The following is a 15,578-nucleotide window of genomic DNA, read 5'->3' on the forward strand; positions in this document are numbered from 1 at the left end:
GGCGCGCATTGGGGCATAAATCGCCCCTGTCGTCGCAAGCGAGGTCTCTCGCATCGCGGCGTCGTGACTTCCCATTCCTTCAAAACAACGGACTGACAAATGAACGTACGTACAGACGCGAGCGCAATCGCGCAACTCAAGAACAAGGTGGCCTTACGGATGAGCAAACGCCGTCAACGCGGGGTGACGCTGGTGGAGCTTTCGGTCGCTGTGGCGGTGATGGGGCTGATCATGGCCGGGGCGATGGTCGGTGTGCCGCGCCTGATGAATAACGTGAAGCTGTCGCAGGAGATGAAGGACTGGCAGATGTCGGCGCTGGCGGTGCAAAACGCCGTGGCGTCGGGTGCGCTGCCCGTGACGACCACGCCGCAGCAGATTCTGAATCTGGCCATCGCCGAGCCGTTCAATCGCTCGGCACCCGACAAGCTGCTCAATCGATTCGGCGGTGCGATCACGATCGAAGCGGTCGACGGCGCCAACTTTCCATCGAGTGGCGTCAAAGTGAAGTCGACCGGCTATCCGAGCGCGCAGTGCCAGGAGTTCGCCAACAAGATGCAAGGGCTGTTCGCCACCCTCAGCATCAACGGCACCACGATCAAAGACAAAGCCAAGGCATTGGACATGACCGAGATCCCGACGGCGTGTACCAAAACGGCAGGGGCCGGCGGCAACCAGGTGGACGCGGCGCAGGCCGACATGGAATTCACCATTGCCGGATGAACAGCATTCACGGGGATCTGAATTGAAGGCGGACAAGACATGACCCATCCAGGAATGCGTGTGGCATCGGTCGCTTTGCTGTTCGTGGCAGCGCTGCCGTTGGCCCGTGCGTCGAGCGCGCCACAGACCGACGTCACGTGGATGTTCGCGAGCCACAAGCCGTTGATGCACTCGGTCGGCGCTCGTGAGCCGGTAGACCCTGGCCCCGTGCCCGTTACCGCTCCGCTCGCTGCCGCTGCCGACGTACCGCCTGAAGCGCTGCGTCGGCAAGGTGTGGACGACGCACGGCGGCACGTGCAGGCGGCGTCAGTCCCGGTGCCGGCGCCGCTTGCGCCCACGCAGGTTCCGCCGGATCAGCCATCCCCGTCGAGCGCAGCGTTCGAACTTGCGCTGCAACCGTCGGACGGCCGCGTCTCGCAGGCCGTCCGACGCTACGCCGAACGCCATGGCTGGCAGTTGGCGTGGGAGATCGATCGCGACTTCCCCATCGAATATCCCGCCACGTTTCGCGGCGATTTCCTCGGCGTCGTCGAGCAGATCGTGCGTTCGCTGCAAAACACCGATGCGCCGATACGCGTGAAGGTCTACGAGGCCAATCGCGTGTTGCGTGTCGTGCACGCCACACAATAACCGGCGCCATGCTTCGCGCATGGCCACCGACATCGGAATCAGTCATCCATGAGAATGCGACTCGGCGTGTTGTGCGCCATCACGTTACTGACAGCGTGCGGCACGCCGGGCATGCTGTCGAAAACCGACGAGAATGTCACGCAGGCGCGCGAGACGGCACGCGTGGCGTCGGAGACCCATGCCGCACCTCCCATCGGCGCCATCGAACATGTCGAAGGTGCGTGGCTCTCCCGCAAGTCCGTCGCCGTCAACGCGACGGTCGCCCTGCCGGATTTCTTCAAGCGCGAGGTGCGTTTCTCGACGGGCACGCCGTTGCCGATGTCGGTGCTCCTCACGCAAGTCGCCAGAGGTAACGGCCTCACGATTCGTCTGGCCTCGGACGTGGGATGCGACACCGGCACCCCCGGTGGCCGTGGCGGTCCCGCGCTCACCCGCACGTTCCAGCTCAACTGCACGGACACCGGCGAGCCCGCGGTACCGCTGCAATATCACGGCTCGCTCTCCGGTCTGCTCGATACCATCGCGCATCGCTCCGGCACCCACTGGACGTATCGCGACGGCGTGGTGCAGTTCGCGCGCTTCGTCACGCGCACCTTCCAGATCAAGATGATGCCCGGCAGTTCGACGTACACGGCGTCTGTGGGCAAGGCCTCGAAGATGAAGGCCGACCGTGGCGCATCCGGGGGCAGTGGCGGGACGTCGGCGGGGGGCGTCGATCTGAACTTCAACGCCGACGCCAACGTCTCCGTCGAGTCGGAGCTCGACTACTGGACGGATCTCGTGAAGGCCGTCACCGACATGTTGTCGCCGGGCGGGCGCGTGACGCCGTCGGTCGTCACCAGTTCGCTGGTCGTGACCGATACGGCCGACGTGATGTCGCGCGTCGCGCAATACATCGATTCGGAGAACGCCGTGCTCGGGCGTCAGGTCAAGCTGCGCGTGCAGGTGTACTCCGTCACGCTGGACGAGAACTCGGCGGCGGGCATCGACTGGGATCTCGTCTACCGCTCGGCGAGCGGTTTCGTCGCCGGGCTGAGCGGCCCGGCGATGGGCGGCGCCCTCATGGCGCGCAAGGGCGGCCTGAGCGTCAGCAAGATTCCCAACGGTCGACTCGCTGGTTCTGCTGCGTTCATCAAGGCGCTCAGCAAGCAGGGGCGGGTGAGCACGGTGATCGATACCACGGTCGTCACGCTGAACAACCAGCCCGCACCGGTCGCCGTCACGCAGAATCGCGGTTTCATCGCGCAGACCAAGATGACGCCGGGCAACTACGGCGGGCAGACCGTGGTGACGGCGGAGCAGTCGGTGCTGACCACGGGTTTCGTGATGAATCTGCTGCCCACGCTGATGGACAACCGCAGCGTGATGTTGCAGGTGCAGATCGACATGTCCGACCTAAAGAAGCTCGACAAGATCAACCTGCGCACCGGCAAGGAAGCGCCCAGCGGCAGCGATTCGGGCAGAGGCAGCGGCGGGCCGGACTTCAAGGCGGACGTCGACGGCAAGGGGGCGAGTTTCGAGGTCGGCGGCAAAGATGGCGAGCACGGTGGCGGTGGCGATGGCGGCTTCGGGGCGGGCACGTTCATGCAGTTGCCCATTACGGCGTCGGTCCAGACGATGCAGCGCGCTTCGCTGAAGTCGGGCGACACGCTGGTGCTGAGCGGCTTTCGTCGCAAGGACGACAACACCGAGCGCGACGGTATCTTCAACTACGAAGGCGGTACGAAGGAGGCGAATCAGCACGTCAACGAAGTCGTGATCCTGATCTCGCCGGAACTGACCGAGGGCGTGTGACATGGCACGCGCACTGTCCAATCACCTCGTTGTCGGCGCGCAGTGGGAGACGTTGATCGGCCTCGAGAAGGAGATGGCCGAGATTCGCAGTCTTGCCCGCAGCCGCGACGCCTCTCACTTCGCGGTGACGGACGACGGCGCGGGCACGCGTACCGTCGGACTGATCGCGTTGTCCGAGGCCGACGCCGCAGACGCCACCCACGGGTACGCACTGGCCGCCGTGCTCGGTTCGCTCGTCGACGCGCCGAACGTCGCGTTCATCCATCCCGATCCGGACGATCCCGCCAGAGCGCTGTTCGTGACATTGCGCGATCACCGTCCCGAACTCGATCTGGAACTGCCTGCGTCGGCGTTGAAGCAACGTCTGGAGCAATGGACGGCGGAGGTCGGCGGACCGGTGAAGGTGGCCGGGGTGATGCGCATGGACCTGCCGCACGCGGACGTCGTTCTCACGCTCGACGATATCGCCGCTGCGGCGCTGCGCGAGGGGGTGGCGCAGGCGCGGTTGAAGCCGGTGCGCAGCGGATTACCCGGAATACCCGCGCGCCAGATGAAGATCGTCGCCGCGCTGATGGCGATGCTGGTCGTGGTTGGCGGCGCGGGGTATTGGGGATGGACGTGGTACGAGGACATGCAGCGCGAGAAGCTCGCCGCTGCGAATCGCGTCGATCCCGTCGATGCCTACAAGGCGGCGCTCAAGCGCGCGCTAGCGGCGGAATCGTTCTCGACGGGCGCGTCGTATGCGCGGCATCTGCAACGCACGATTACGCGTCTGCCGGCGAACGCGGGCGGTTGGCGTCCGGCGAGCATCGACTGCAAGGCGCGGCGCTGCGAGATCGAATGGCGGCGTCGCGAGGGCGGCACCTTCGATCTGCTGCTCTCTCAGCGTCCCGCGGCGCAGATCGTCGACCTCGATCACGCGAGGGAGGTCGTCACGTTACCCGAAGATGACGCGACGTCGGCCCGCACGGTGGCTGCATCGGTCGGCGCGACATCCCCGCACGATGCCTCGGAGGCGATCGAAGACGACGGCGATGCTCGCGTAACTCCCATCCCACGCAATCAATTTCTGCGCACGGCCGGCGCCCGTCTGCAAGCGCTCGGCGACTACGGCATGGACATCGCGCTGACGATGCCCACGCCGCTGGTGCCCGTGCCGCCGGGCGTGGCCACGCGCCCCGACGTACCGCTGCCGATCTCGAAAGGCGAATGGAAGATGGCGGGGCATCTGGCGTTCTACGACTCCGTCGCGGGCTTGATGATGCGTGCGGGCAACATGTCGCTGGGCGAGTTGAAGATCGTGGTGGACGACGGCAAGCCCGTCTTCTCTGCACAAGGAACCTACTATGTTCATTAAGTTTGTCCGCCGTGCCGTGTTGACGATGGCGGCATTGATTCCGGCAACGGCGCACGCAGAGGAGACGATCGACGCCTTTGCCCGCGCCCATCTCAAGGCGTCGCAGGAAGCGCAGGACGCAAAGCAGGCCGAGTCCAAAGCCGCGGGTGCGGGCAACGCACGCGGGCGTGCCGACACGAAGCCTCTGCCGACCGGCGAGCCGCCTGAGCTGCTGTTCATCTACGGCGTGGAAAACGCGACGGTGGCCTATCTGCGCGTCGACGGCCGCTTCGGACGCAACGTGACCCGGGGCGACAACGTCGGCGAGTGGAAGGTCGTCGACATCGGGGACGATTTCGTCGACCTTCAACAAGGGGCGAAGCGCAAGCGGCTGTTGTTGCCCAATGCCTTCGGGATTGCGCCATCGTCCGCTACGCAAACGAGTCAGCGTATGCCGAGGGCATCTCATGGCGAACGTTACCGAGCGGTTTCGCGCCGTTCTGGCGCGCTTCGGGCATCGCGCCAGAACACGTGCCGTGGTGCATCCCATCGCCGATCTGCGCGAATCGGACATTCAGACCCTCGGCTGGCGCCAGGACCTGGGCATCACGCTGGCCGGTGCGGAGCACGGCTCGCTCGTGCTGGTCGCCATGAAGCCGCGTCTCTACCTGGTGCTGCTCGAACACAACACGTTCGTGCGCACGCAAGGCTCGGACTTGCTCGATCGCTTCGACCGCGCGGTGCGGGCAAAGCATCGTCTTGATCTCGAAGGCATCTACGTGGGCACGACCGAGGAGATTCTACTGATGCAGTCGCGTCTGCAACAGCAGGGCGACGACAGCGATCGGTCCGGCGAACAACGCACCGGGGCGTATCGCAATTTCGATCTGATCATCGAGCGCGCGATCGAGGCGGGGGCATCGGACATCCACTTCGAGTTTCGTGAAGGGCGTCAGGTGCAGGTGCGCATGCGTATTCACGGCAAGTTGCGCATGACGGCGGACAGCGATCGTCTCGCGCGCGACTATCACGCCATGCTCGATGCCGTGTCTGCGGCTTATAACTCACGTGCCGATCCGAGTAGCCGCAGCCATAACCACTTCGACGAAGCACAGCATCAAAGTTGCTCGATCCCGCTTACGCTTCGCCAGCGCAAGTATCAGTTGCGTTTCCAGAGCGTGAAGGAGAATCGCGGTGTGGATGTCGTGCTGCGTCTGCTGATCAACGAAGCGACGGATGGTGACGTGCTAACGCTCACGCAGCTCGGTTACTCCGACGATCAGGTCGAGATTCTCGAAGACGCCGTGCATCGCAGCCCGGGGCTCACGATCATCGCAGGCGAGACCGGCTCCGGCAAGTCGACGACGTTGCGCACGCTGATGACCTACGAGCGCGATTCGGGCAAGAAATTCTTCTCCATCGAGGATCCGGTCGAATACATCCAGCCCCACATGACGCAGATTCCGATTCAGCGCCGTGCGGAGGACGGACCCAGCGACTCGCCGTTCGGCGCCGCCGCCAAGGTGCTGTTGCGGGGCGATCCGGACAAGCTGATGCCCGGGGAGATTCGCGATGCGGAGACCGGTTCGTTTGCCAAATCGATGACGGAGACGGGTCATCAGGTGCTGTCGACGGTGCACGCGTCGAGCGCGTTCGGTATCGTGACGCGTCTGGTCAGCGAGGAGATCGGCATGCCGCTCGCCGCCGTCACTTCGCCGAACTTTCTGACGGCCATCGTCTATCAGAAGCTGCTGCCGGTGCTGTGCGCGCATTGCAAGCGTCCCGCCCCCGAGGCGCTCGACGCGGCCACGCTGTCGGTGATCGGCACGCTCGGTATCGATACGTCCAGGGTCTGTGTCGAAGGCCCCGGCTGCGAGCGGTGTCGCGGGCGCGGCACCGGTGGGCAGACCGTCGTGGCGGAGGTGTGCGAGCTGACCGACGAGCTGCTCGACTTGCTGCGCGAAGGGCATTACTGGGAAGCCGAACGTCATTGGCGCGCATGCCATGACGGCGACCTGACCAGTCCTCACATGACCGGCAAATCCGCGATGGAGCACGCGATGTTCAAGATGTCGCAAGGCCTGGTCGATCCGCACGACGTCGAAGCCGCGTTCTGCAAGCTCAAAAAATTTCATTTCCGTCAGACGACGTCGCTCGTCGCACCTTCCCAGCGGCGTCTCGCCAGCGTGTGACGTTGCACTGATGCCCGCCTGACGTTCTGCACCCACTGCCATGATCGAAGCTGCCAACCGCCTGCTCGCCAAACTCTCTCCCGCGCGTGACCCCTATCCCGGATTGACGAAAGCCAAGCGCCGGTTTCGCAAGACCCGCGCCAAGTTCTACAGCGACTTCGCCGACGCCATCGAAGACGGCGCCAATCCGTTCGAACTGTTCTCGCGACGCTATGCCCGCGCCAAGGAGCGTCGCAATCCGATGGCGCCGCTCTACGCCGTATGGCGTGACCGCGCGAGTTCGAAGAATCTGCAAAAGTCGTGGGCGGGCACGATTCCCGAGGAAGACCTCGTCGTGATCGCCGCCGGCGAGAAGGGCGATCTGCCCGGCACGCTGCGTTTTCTCGCGCGCGTGGTCACGCTCCAGCAGCAAACCCGCGCGGCCATCGCCGGTGCGGTGGCGTTGCCGATCTTCATGTCCGTGCTGCTCGCGGCGATTCAGCTCGGCGTGGCGTACGGCATGATGCCGATCATGACGGAGATCATGCCGCCCGAGAAATTCCCGCTCGTCGGCGCAGGGCTTTACGTGATGTCCGGGTTCGTCGCGAGCTGGTGGCCGTTTCTCTACGGCGTGCCGGTCGCGCTCGTCGTCATGATGTCGCTGTCGTTCAGCCGGTGGACGGGGCCGATGCGTCGCCGTCTCGATAACTTCGGTCCGTACGCGGTGTATCGCGACGTGCGTGCGGGGGAATTTCTCGTCGCGCTGGCGGCGCTCACGAGCGCGAAGACGTCCGTGTTCGACGCCGTCTCGCTGTTGCTCGAGCGCGCGTCGCCGTGGCTGCGATGGCATCTGCTGCGCATGCGTGCGTCGCTCAAAAGCGAGCGCAGCATGATCAAGGCGATGGATACGGGCATCTTCAACGAGGAGGTGTTCGATCGTCTCGTCGAGTATTCCGGACGCACCAACTTCGACGCCGGCATTCGCAAGATCGGGTTGATGACGATCGAAGAAGTCGCAGAGCGCATCAAGACACGCTCCGCGACGCTGCGCTCGGTGCTGCTCGCGATGGTTGGCCTGACGATCATCTTCACCGTCGGCGGCATGCTGCAAATCGGTCACGCTGCCGGTGAGTACGCACAGTCGATGTTCTGACGATGACCGCGCTCGTCGATTTTCTGTGGATGGAGTTTCGTGCCTTGCCGCGCGAGGCCGTGGCGGCAGCGATGGCTGTGTTCGGGTTGTTCGTCGGCAGCTTTCTCAACGTGGTCGTCTATCGTCTGCCGCGCATGCTCGAAACGCAGTGGGCGCACGAGGTCGCGGCATGGTCGGGGCAGATGCCGCCGGTCACTCCGGTCTTCAACCTCGCATGGCCGCCGTCGCGTTGTCCGCAATGCGAGGCGCGTATCGCTGCCCATCACAATCTCCCGGTCTTCAGCTATCTGTGGTTGCGCGGTCGATGTGCCGCCTGTGGCACGGGCATCTCCATGCGCTATCCGCTCGTCGAGATGGTCGTGGGTGTGGTGTTCGCCGCCATCGCGTGGATATTCGTACCCACACACCAGTACGTGCCCATGCTCGCGTGGTGCGGCTTCGGTGCGACGGTGCTCGCGCTGGCGCTCATCGACATGGACACCCGGCTGCTGCCGGACTGGCTGACGCTGCCGCTGCTGTGGAGCGGTCTGCTGTGCAGCGTGATGCAGGTCACGTTGCCTGTCGACGAGGCGGTGCTCGGCGCAGCGCTGGGATACGGCGTGATGTGGACGATTGCGGTGGTGTACCGCGCACTCACGCAGCACGATGGCCTCGGCGGTGGCGACGCCAAGCTCGTCGCCGCGTGCGGGGCATGGCTCGGATGGATCGGGGTGCCGCTGATGCTGGCCTTCGGTGCCGTGGCCGCGACGCTCGCCTTCGCCATCTTCGGCATGGTGCGCGGCCGCGCGTTGCGCGAGCCGCTGCCGTTCGGTCCCTGGCTGGTGCTGGGGGCGCTGGCGAGTTTGTTGTGGGGCGAGCCGTTCCTAGACCTGTGGTTGCGCACGCGCGGCTGAGAGACTCGGTTCGGCGGAGGATTGCGCTCGCGCTTCCGTTAGCGGCGCCTCTGCCCGATGCTCGTCATCGGCACGTGCCCCGGTCCCGGGCGTCATCGACGAGGAGGACAGGGAAGCCGACGATGCAGAAGCGCTCGCCAGCATCAGATCCGCGGCCTTCTCACCGATCATCATCGATGGCGCATTGGTGTTGCCGCCGATGAGCGTCGGCATGATCGATGCATCCACCACACGCAGTCCCTCGACACCCCGCACGCGCAGTTCCGGATCCACCACCGATGCCGCATCGCTGCCCATCCGGCAAGTGCCCACCGGATGGTAGATGGTGTCGGCGCGCGCCCGGATCAACGCTGTGAGCGCTTCATCCGATTCGATCCCGCGACTGTGCAACTCGTGTCCGCCGAACTTTGCGAGCGACGGCGCGGCGAGTATGCGCCGTATCACGCGCGCGCCGCGCAGCAAGGTGTCGACATCCGCTTGCGCTTGCAGGAATGCGGGGTCGATGAGCGGCGCATCGCGCATGTCGGACGACGCGAGCGTGACACGTCCCCGGCTCTTGGGGCGCAGCACGCAGGCGTGCAACGAGAGGCCACGTCGCAGATGCAGACGTCGGTTGTGGTTGTCGCAAATGCCCACGAGAAAGTGCATCTGCAAGTCCGGTCGTGCGAGTGACGGATCGCTCTTCAGGAACCCGCCGGCCTCGGCTACATTGCTCGCGAACAGCCCGCGCCGGTCGCGCAGATAGTCGATCCCCTGCATGAGCAGATGCCACAACCCCGCCGGTGTGTAGCCGACGAGGTCGCGCTGGGCGACGTACTTGTTGATGATGAAGTCGATGTGGTCCTGCAAGTTTTCGCCAACGCCCGGTGCATCGACACGCACTTCCAGACCGTGCGCGCGCAGTTGTTCGGCCGGGCCGATGCCCGAGCACATCAACAACTGCGGCGAGTTGAAAGCGCCGGCGCTCAGCACGATTTCTGCACGTGCGCGGATGGTTTGAAGCGCGCCCTGACGTTGCAGCTTGATGCCCGTCGCACGCTTGCCGTCGAAGACGATGCGCTGCACGAGCGCGTCGGTGATCACATGCAGATTCGGGCGCGACTTGCCGTGCAGATAAGCGCGTGCGGCGTTCCATCGCTGGCCGTCTTTCTGCGTCACCTGATAGACGCCCGCGCCTTCGTAATGCTCGCCGTTGAAATCGTCGGTGACCGGAAATCCGGCTTCGCGCGCAGCGTCGACATAGTGCTGCGAGAACGGATTGACGGTGCGCAGATCCGCCACGTTGAGTGGCCCGCCCGTGCCATGCCACGCGTTCGCACCGCGTTCGTTGTTTTCGTTGCGACGGAAGTAGGGCAGCACGTCGTCCCATCCCCAGCCGGTACAACCGGCCTGTGCCCAGTCGTTGTAATCGTCGGGATGTCCGCGTGTGTAGATCATCGCGTTGATCGAACTGGAGCCGCCGAGTCCGCGTCCGCGTGGCTGATAGCCCTGACGTCCGCCAAGGCCCGCTTGCGGCACAGTGCGATAGCCGTAGTTGCGGCGCGACGCGAACGGCACCAGGGCGGCAAGACCGAGCGGCAGGCGCACCAGAAAGCTGTTGTCCGGCGGACCGGCTTCGATGAGCGCAATCGTGCTGCCCGGCAAGCCGTCGGCCAGACGCGCGGCGAGCGCGCAACCGGCCGAACCGCCGCCGACAATGACGTAGTCATAGTCCATGCTGTCATCCTCCCTTGGATGGCACTGCATTCACTGTGATGTTGCGGTGTTTTCGAATGCGTCCGCTGCGTCAGCTGTTTCGGCTTGTCGTTCTTGGCGATGCCGATGTCTCGTTCTTATCCTTCTTTGTGCACGCCCCGACTTCGTTGTGTCCCGAAGGGTGTCGGTGGCAGTGACTTTGCAGCGGCACTCATTGTAGGCAGACATTGCCCGCGTTCGGGGGTGAAGTGAAGCATTCCTCTAATTTGGATGACTTCGCGGACGTGGGCGCTATGATGAAATGATCGCCTTTAGGTAACCGTCCCATGCTTGGCATCGTGACGTTACCCGACCGGTGGACAGCCGGTACCCATGACGGCAGATGCGTGCCCAGCGGGCGACCGGACAAGAACACGGAGACACGGATGACCGAAGCCTGGCAGACGCACGACGTCACCAATCAGGTGCCGCCGCTCACGGATTACAACCTCTACGCGACCGACGCCGCCTTGCAGGCTGCCGTCGCCGCGTTCGATGCCGACTGGCATGCGAAGACGTTGCATCGGCAGGGCGCGCGTCTGGGCGAGGCGGAAGTGCAGCAATGGGCGCAGGACGCCAATCGTCATGAACCCGAGCTGCAATCCTTCGATTCGCGAGGCAATCGCGTCGACCGTGTCGAGTTTCACCCCGCATGGCATTCGCTCATGGCGCTTTTGCGCGGTGCACAACTGCAATCGCTGCCATGGGCGCATCCGCGCGGCGGGGCGTTCGCCGCGCGTACGGCATCGTACTTTTTGCATGCGCAGAACGAGGCCGGTGCGTTGTGCCCCACGACGATGACGTTCGCGAGCATTCCCGTGCTCGCCAAGGAAGCGTCGCTTTTCCCCACGATCAAGGACAAGCTGCTCGCACCGCAACACGATCCGCGCGATGTGCCGCTCGCGCAGAAGCACGCCATCCTCATCGGCATGGGGATGACGGAAAAGCAGGGCGGCTCGGACGTGCGCACGAACACCACGACCGCGACCGATGGCGGGGACGGCACGTTCTCGCTCGTCGGTCATAAGTGGTTCTTCTCCGCGCCACAGTGCGACGCGCATCTGGTGCTCGCGCGCGAGAGCGACAGCGATGCGCTGTCCTGCTTCTTCGTGCCGCGCTATGCCCCCGACGGACGCAAGAACGCGGTGCAGGTGCAGCGTCTCAAGGACAAGCTCGGCAATCGTTCCAACGCCAGCAGCGAAGTCGAGTTTCAAGGGGCATACGGCACGCGTGTGGGCGCACCGGGACGCGGCGTGCCAACGATCATCGAGATGGCGACGTACACGCGACTCGACTGCGTGATCGGCAGTGCGGCGATGATGCGCACGGGCGTCGTGCAGGCGATTCATCATGCGCGGCATCGCACGGCGTTCGGCGCGAAGCTCGTCGATCAGGATCTGATGACGACGGTGCTCGCGGATCTCGCGCTGGAGTCGGAAGCCGCGACGTGGCTGGCGATGCGGCTCGCGCAGGCCTTCGACGCAAGTGCTGTCGATGACGACACACCGGTGCAACGCGCATGGCGACGGATCGTGTTGCCCGCAGCGAAGTTCTGGGTGTGCAAGCGCGCCCTGGAGTTTGCCGGGGAATGCATGGAAGTGTGGGGCGGCAACGGCTACGTCGAGACGGGGCCGCTCGCGCGGTTATATCGCGAGGCGCCCGTGAATTCGATCTGGGAGGGTTCCGGCAACGTGATGTGCCTCGACGTGCTGCGCGCCATCAGTCGAGAGCCGGACGTCGCGCAAAGCTGGTTCCAGTGGCTGACCGAGCGCACCGCGTCGCATGCGACGTTGCGCGCAGCGCTGGCGCAGTTACACGGCTGGCTCGCCGAGGACCCGGCGACGCATGCGGTGCGTGCGCGCGCGATCGCGCAACAGATCGTGTTGCTTGCGCAGGCGGCGTTGCTGCTGGAACACGCACCGTCCGAACTGGCTCACGGGTTCATCGAGAGCCGGTTTTCGAATGCGGGGGGACGCGTGTACGGCGTGATGCCGCAGACGCTCGCCACCGGTGTGCAGCGCGCATGGCTCGACAGAGCATTTCTCGCGTGAGGGGCAGGGCCTGACGCACAAACACTGCGCACGCCACGCGTGCATGACGTGCGCATAACGTCTGCATGATGCACTTTTCATAACGACAACATATCGACGGCGACCGCCGGTGCATTCACGCACCGGGGCTTGCAGGGAGGAGAACGGCATGGGACACAAGGACGAGCCGGGCGGGCTTCACAACGAGCTCAATCACGGACTTCACGACGGGCTTCATGCCGCGCAGGCGTTGCATACGTCGCAGGACGACGACATGGCGCGTGCGCTGCTGTTGCCACGCTTCGACGCGATGCGTCGCGCACATGACGCCGCACCGCACGTCGACTGGTCGACGCGCAAGCGTCACCTGACGGCGCTGCAAGCGATGTTGCACAAGTATCGCGAGCCGTTCGCGAATGCCATCGACGCCGATTTCAACGGGCGCTCAGCGCAGGAAACCGACATGCTCGAACTGTTTCCGTCGCTCGGCAACCTGAAGCATGCGCTGTCGCATACGCGTCGCTGGATGCGTGGTTCGCAGGGCTGGGCGAATCTCTGGCTGCTGCCCGCGCGGCGTTCGGTGGTGCCGCAGCCGTTGGGCGTCGTGGGCGTGATCGTGCCGTGGAACTACCCACTGTTTCTCGCCGTCGGACCGCTTACCGATGCGTTGGCAGCGGGCAATCGCGTGATGATCAAGGTGTCCGAAGTCACGCCGCGATTCGCGGAAGTCTTCGCGTCGGCCATCGCGCAAACGTTCCCGCCGGAGTGGGTGACGGTCGTCACCGGCGATGCGCAGGTCGCGCGCGCCTTTTCGACGCTCGCGTTCGACCATCTGCTGTTCACGGGGGCGACGTCTATCGGCCATCACGTCATGCGCGCGGCGAGCGAGCATCTCACGCCGGTCACGCTTGAGCTTGGCGGCAAGTCGCCCGCCATCATCGGGCCCGGTGCGCGTTGGGAGCACGCCGTGGAGCGCATCATGCTCGGCAAGCTCCTCAACGCCGGGCAGACGTGCGTGGCCCCTGACTACGTGCTCGTGCCGCGCGAGAAGCTCGACACGTTCGTGACGACGGCACGGCAGGTGGCCGCCCGCATGTATCCTGATGCGGTCCATAACCCGCAGTACACGAGCATCGTCTCGGCGCGTCACTTCGAGCGGTTGTCGGGGCTGGCGAACGAAGCAGCGGCGCAGGGCGCGACGTCGCATGCGCTGTTCGACACGCCGGCGGAGGCCGCACGCCGACGTCTGCCGCCGGTCGTGCTGACGGGGGTGCACGACGGCATGCGCGTGATGCGCGAAGAGATCTTCGGCCCGTTATTGCCCGTGGTGCCGTATGACGATCTGGACGCGGCGATTGCGTACGTGAACGAGCGTCCGCGACCGCTCGCGTTGTACGTCTTCGATACCGACAATACCCGTATCGACCACGTGGTCGACGGCACGATTTCGGGCGGCGTCACCATCAACGACACGCTGCTGCATGTGGCCGAGCACTCGTTGCCGTTCGGCGGCGTGGGGCCGTCGGGCATGGGCGGGTACCACGGCGAGGCGGGGTTCCGCACGTTCTCCAAGGAGAAGCCGATCTTCCGTCAGGCGCGATGGAACGGCGCGGGGCTGCTCAACCCGCCGTACGGCAAAGTGTTCGCCGCCATGATCCGGCAGTTGATTCGCTGATCGCCGGATTCGTCAGCCGCGCACTGAGGCGCCCTCAAAAACAAAACCCCCGCCGGTTCGACCCGGACGGGGGTTTTGTTTGTCTGAGGCCGGTTCACACCGGCTTCAGACGTGATGCGGCGTGCCTTGGCGCGGTATCAGGCCACGGCGCGCAGACCGGCGTCGGCCAGCAGGGCGTCGGCGCGATCGGTGGCTTCCCACGAGAATTCCGGCTCTTCGCGGCCGAAGTGGCCGTAAGCAGCGGTCTTCTCATAGATCGGACGCAGCAGGTCGAGCATCTGGATGATGCCCTTCGGACGCAGGTCGAAATGCTTCTCGACCAGCTCGGCGATGCGCTGATCGCTGATCTTGCCCGTGCCGAACGTGTTGACCATGACCGACGTCGGACGTGCCACGCCGATGGCGTACGAGACCTGGATCACGCACTTCGAGGCCAGACCGGCGGCCACGATGTTCTTCGCGACGTAACGGCCGGCGTAAGCTGCCGAGCGGTCGACCTTCGACGGATCCTTGCCCGAGAACGCGCCGCCGCCGTGCGGTGCGGCACCGCCGTACGTGTCGACGATGATCTTGCGGCCCGTGAGGCCGGCGTCGCCCTGCGGGCCACCGATCACGAAACGGCCGGTCGGGTTCACCAGGAACTTGATGTCGCCCTTGATCAGTTCGGCCGGCAGCACCGGCTTGATGACTTCTTCGATGACGGCTTCGCGCAGCGCTTCCAGACCGATGTCCGGCGCGTGTTGCGTCGAGAGCACCACGGTGTCGATGCTGTGCGGACGACCGTTTTCGTACTTGATGGTGACCTGCGACTTGGCATCCGGACGCAGCCAGGGCAGACGACCGTCGCGGCGCACTTGCGACTGGCGCTCGACCAGACGGTGCGACAGGTAGATCGGCAGCGGCATGAGTTCCGGCGTTTCATCGCACGCGTAGCCGAACATCAGGCCCTGGTCGCCGGCGCCCTGATCGAGGTTGTCGTCATGCGCACGGTCCACACCCTGCGCGATGTCCGGCGACTGGCGGTCGTACGCCACCAGCACGGCGCAACCCTTGTAGTCGATACCGTAGTCGGTGTTGTCGTAACCGATGCGACGGATCGTTTCGCGTGCGACTTGCTGATAGTCGACCGTGGCGGTCGTGGTGATTTCACCTGCGAGCACGACGAGGCCCGTGTTGCAAAGCGTTTCCGCAGCAACGCGCGCGTACTTGTCTTGCGTCAGGATAGCGTCGAGAACGGCATCCGAGATCTGGTCGGCAACTTTGTCCGGGTGACCTTCGGAGACGGATTCGGAGGTAAAGAGATAGTCGTTCGCCACTTCTGGCTCCTCTAACGATATTTGGCGACTCACGTTGCCGTCATCGGAGGGGAAGCGGCGACGCTTTAGCGGAAAATTGGTCGAATGCGCTGCCTCAGTCGGGTTGCCCATTCGAATCGCCCCGCA

General features: G+C 64.8%; 11 protein-coding genes. 9 read left to right on the top strand and 2 right to left on the bottom strand.

Features of this window, described 5'->3' with window-relative positions; all coding sequences use genetic code 11:
• Positions 1–99 precede the first annotated feature (99 nt).
• From A9762_RS16035 to A9762_RS16065, 7 genes are all read left to right on the top strand, one after another.
• Positions 100–720, top strand: coding sequence for a type 4 pilus major pilin (locus tag A9762_RS16035; RefSeq protein ID WP_069343012.1), 621 nt, complete (start codon positions 100–102; stop codon positions 718–720).
• A gap of 39 nt (positions 721–759) precedes the next feature.
• A complete protein-coding gene (locus A9762_RS16040; RefSeq protein ID WP_083253980.1) occupies positions 760–1,350 on the top strand; it encodes a toxin co-regulated pilus biosynthesis Q family protein in 591 nt (196 codons plus the stop codon).
• Between the two features lie 48 nt (positions 1,351–1,398).
• Positions 1,399–3,144: a secretin N-terminal domain-containing protein gene (locus A9762_RS16045; protein WP_083253981.1), complete on the top strand. Its 1,746-nt coding sequence runs from the start codon at positions 1,399–1,401 to the stop codon at positions 3,142–3,144.
• Between the two features lies 1 nt (position 3,145).
• Entirely contained in the window at positions 3,146–4,501 is a 1,356-nt protein-coding gene (locus A9762_RS16050) for a type 4b pilus protein PilO2 (RefSeq protein ID WP_069343015.1), read from the top strand.
• A 446-nt stretch (positions 4,502–4,947) separates the two neighbouring features.
• Positions 4,948–6,672, top strand: coding sequence for a GspE/PulE family protein (locus tag A9762_RS16055; RefSeq protein ID WP_069343016.1), 1,725 nt, complete (start codon positions 4,948–4,950; stop codon positions 6,670–6,672).
• Between the two features lie 40 nt (positions 6,673–6,712).
• Positions 6,713–7,804 (top strand): type II secretion system F family protein, encoded by a 1,092-nt coding sequence (locus A9762_RS16060; RefSeq protein ID WP_069343017.1) that lies wholly within the window; start codon positions 6,713–6,715, stop codon positions 7,802–7,804.
• Between the two features lie 2 nt (positions 7,805–7,806).
• Positions 7,807–8,697: an A24 family peptidase gene (locus tag A9762_RS16065; RefSeq protein ID WP_240493590.1), complete on the top strand. Its 891-nt coding sequence runs from the start codon at positions 7,807–7,809 to the stop codon at positions 8,695–8,697.
• On the opposite strand, the gene A9762_RS16070 is transcribed toward A9762_RS16065, so the two are convergent.
• On the bottom strand, positions 8,668–10,413 hold the full coding sequence (locus tag A9762_RS16070; protein ID WP_371443055.1) for a GMC family oxidoreductase: 1,746 nt from the start codon (positions 10,411–10,413) through the stop codon (positions 8,668–8,670). The genes A9762_RS16065 and A9762_RS16070 overlap by 30 nt on opposite strands.
• 404 nt (positions 10,414–10,817) lie before the next feature.
• Between A9762_RS16070 and A9762_RS16075 the strand changes: the two genes are divergently transcribed.
• Positions 10,818–12,482 (top strand): isovaleryl-CoA dehydrogenase, encoded by a 1,665-nt coding sequence (locus A9762_RS16075; protein WP_069343018.1) that lies wholly within the window; start codon positions 10,818–10,820, stop codon positions 12,480–12,482.
• 253 nt (positions 12,483–12,735) lie between these two features.
• The gene (locus A9762_RS16080; RefSeq protein WP_069343054.1) at positions 12,736–14,136 is read left to right on the top strand and encodes a coniferyl aldehyde dehydrogenase; all 1,401 of its coding nucleotides are present in this window, start codon (positions 12,736–12,738) and stop codon (positions 14,134–14,136) included.
• Positions 14,137–14,273: 137 nt separating this feature from the next.
• On the opposite strand, the gene metK is transcribed toward A9762_RS16080, so the two are convergent.
• Positions 14,274–15,452, bottom strand: coding sequence for a methionine adenosyltransferase (metK, locus tag A9762_RS16085; RefSeq protein WP_069343019.1), 1,179 nt, complete (start codon positions 15,450–15,452; stop codon positions 14,274–14,276).
• Between the last annotated feature and the right edge of the window lie 126 nt (positions 15,453–15,578).

This window comes from Pandoraea sp. ISTKB (assembly GCF_001721285.1).
Classification (GTDB): Bacteria; Pseudomonadota; Gammaproteobacteria; order Burkholderiales; family Burkholderiaceae; genus Pandoraea; species Pandoraea capi.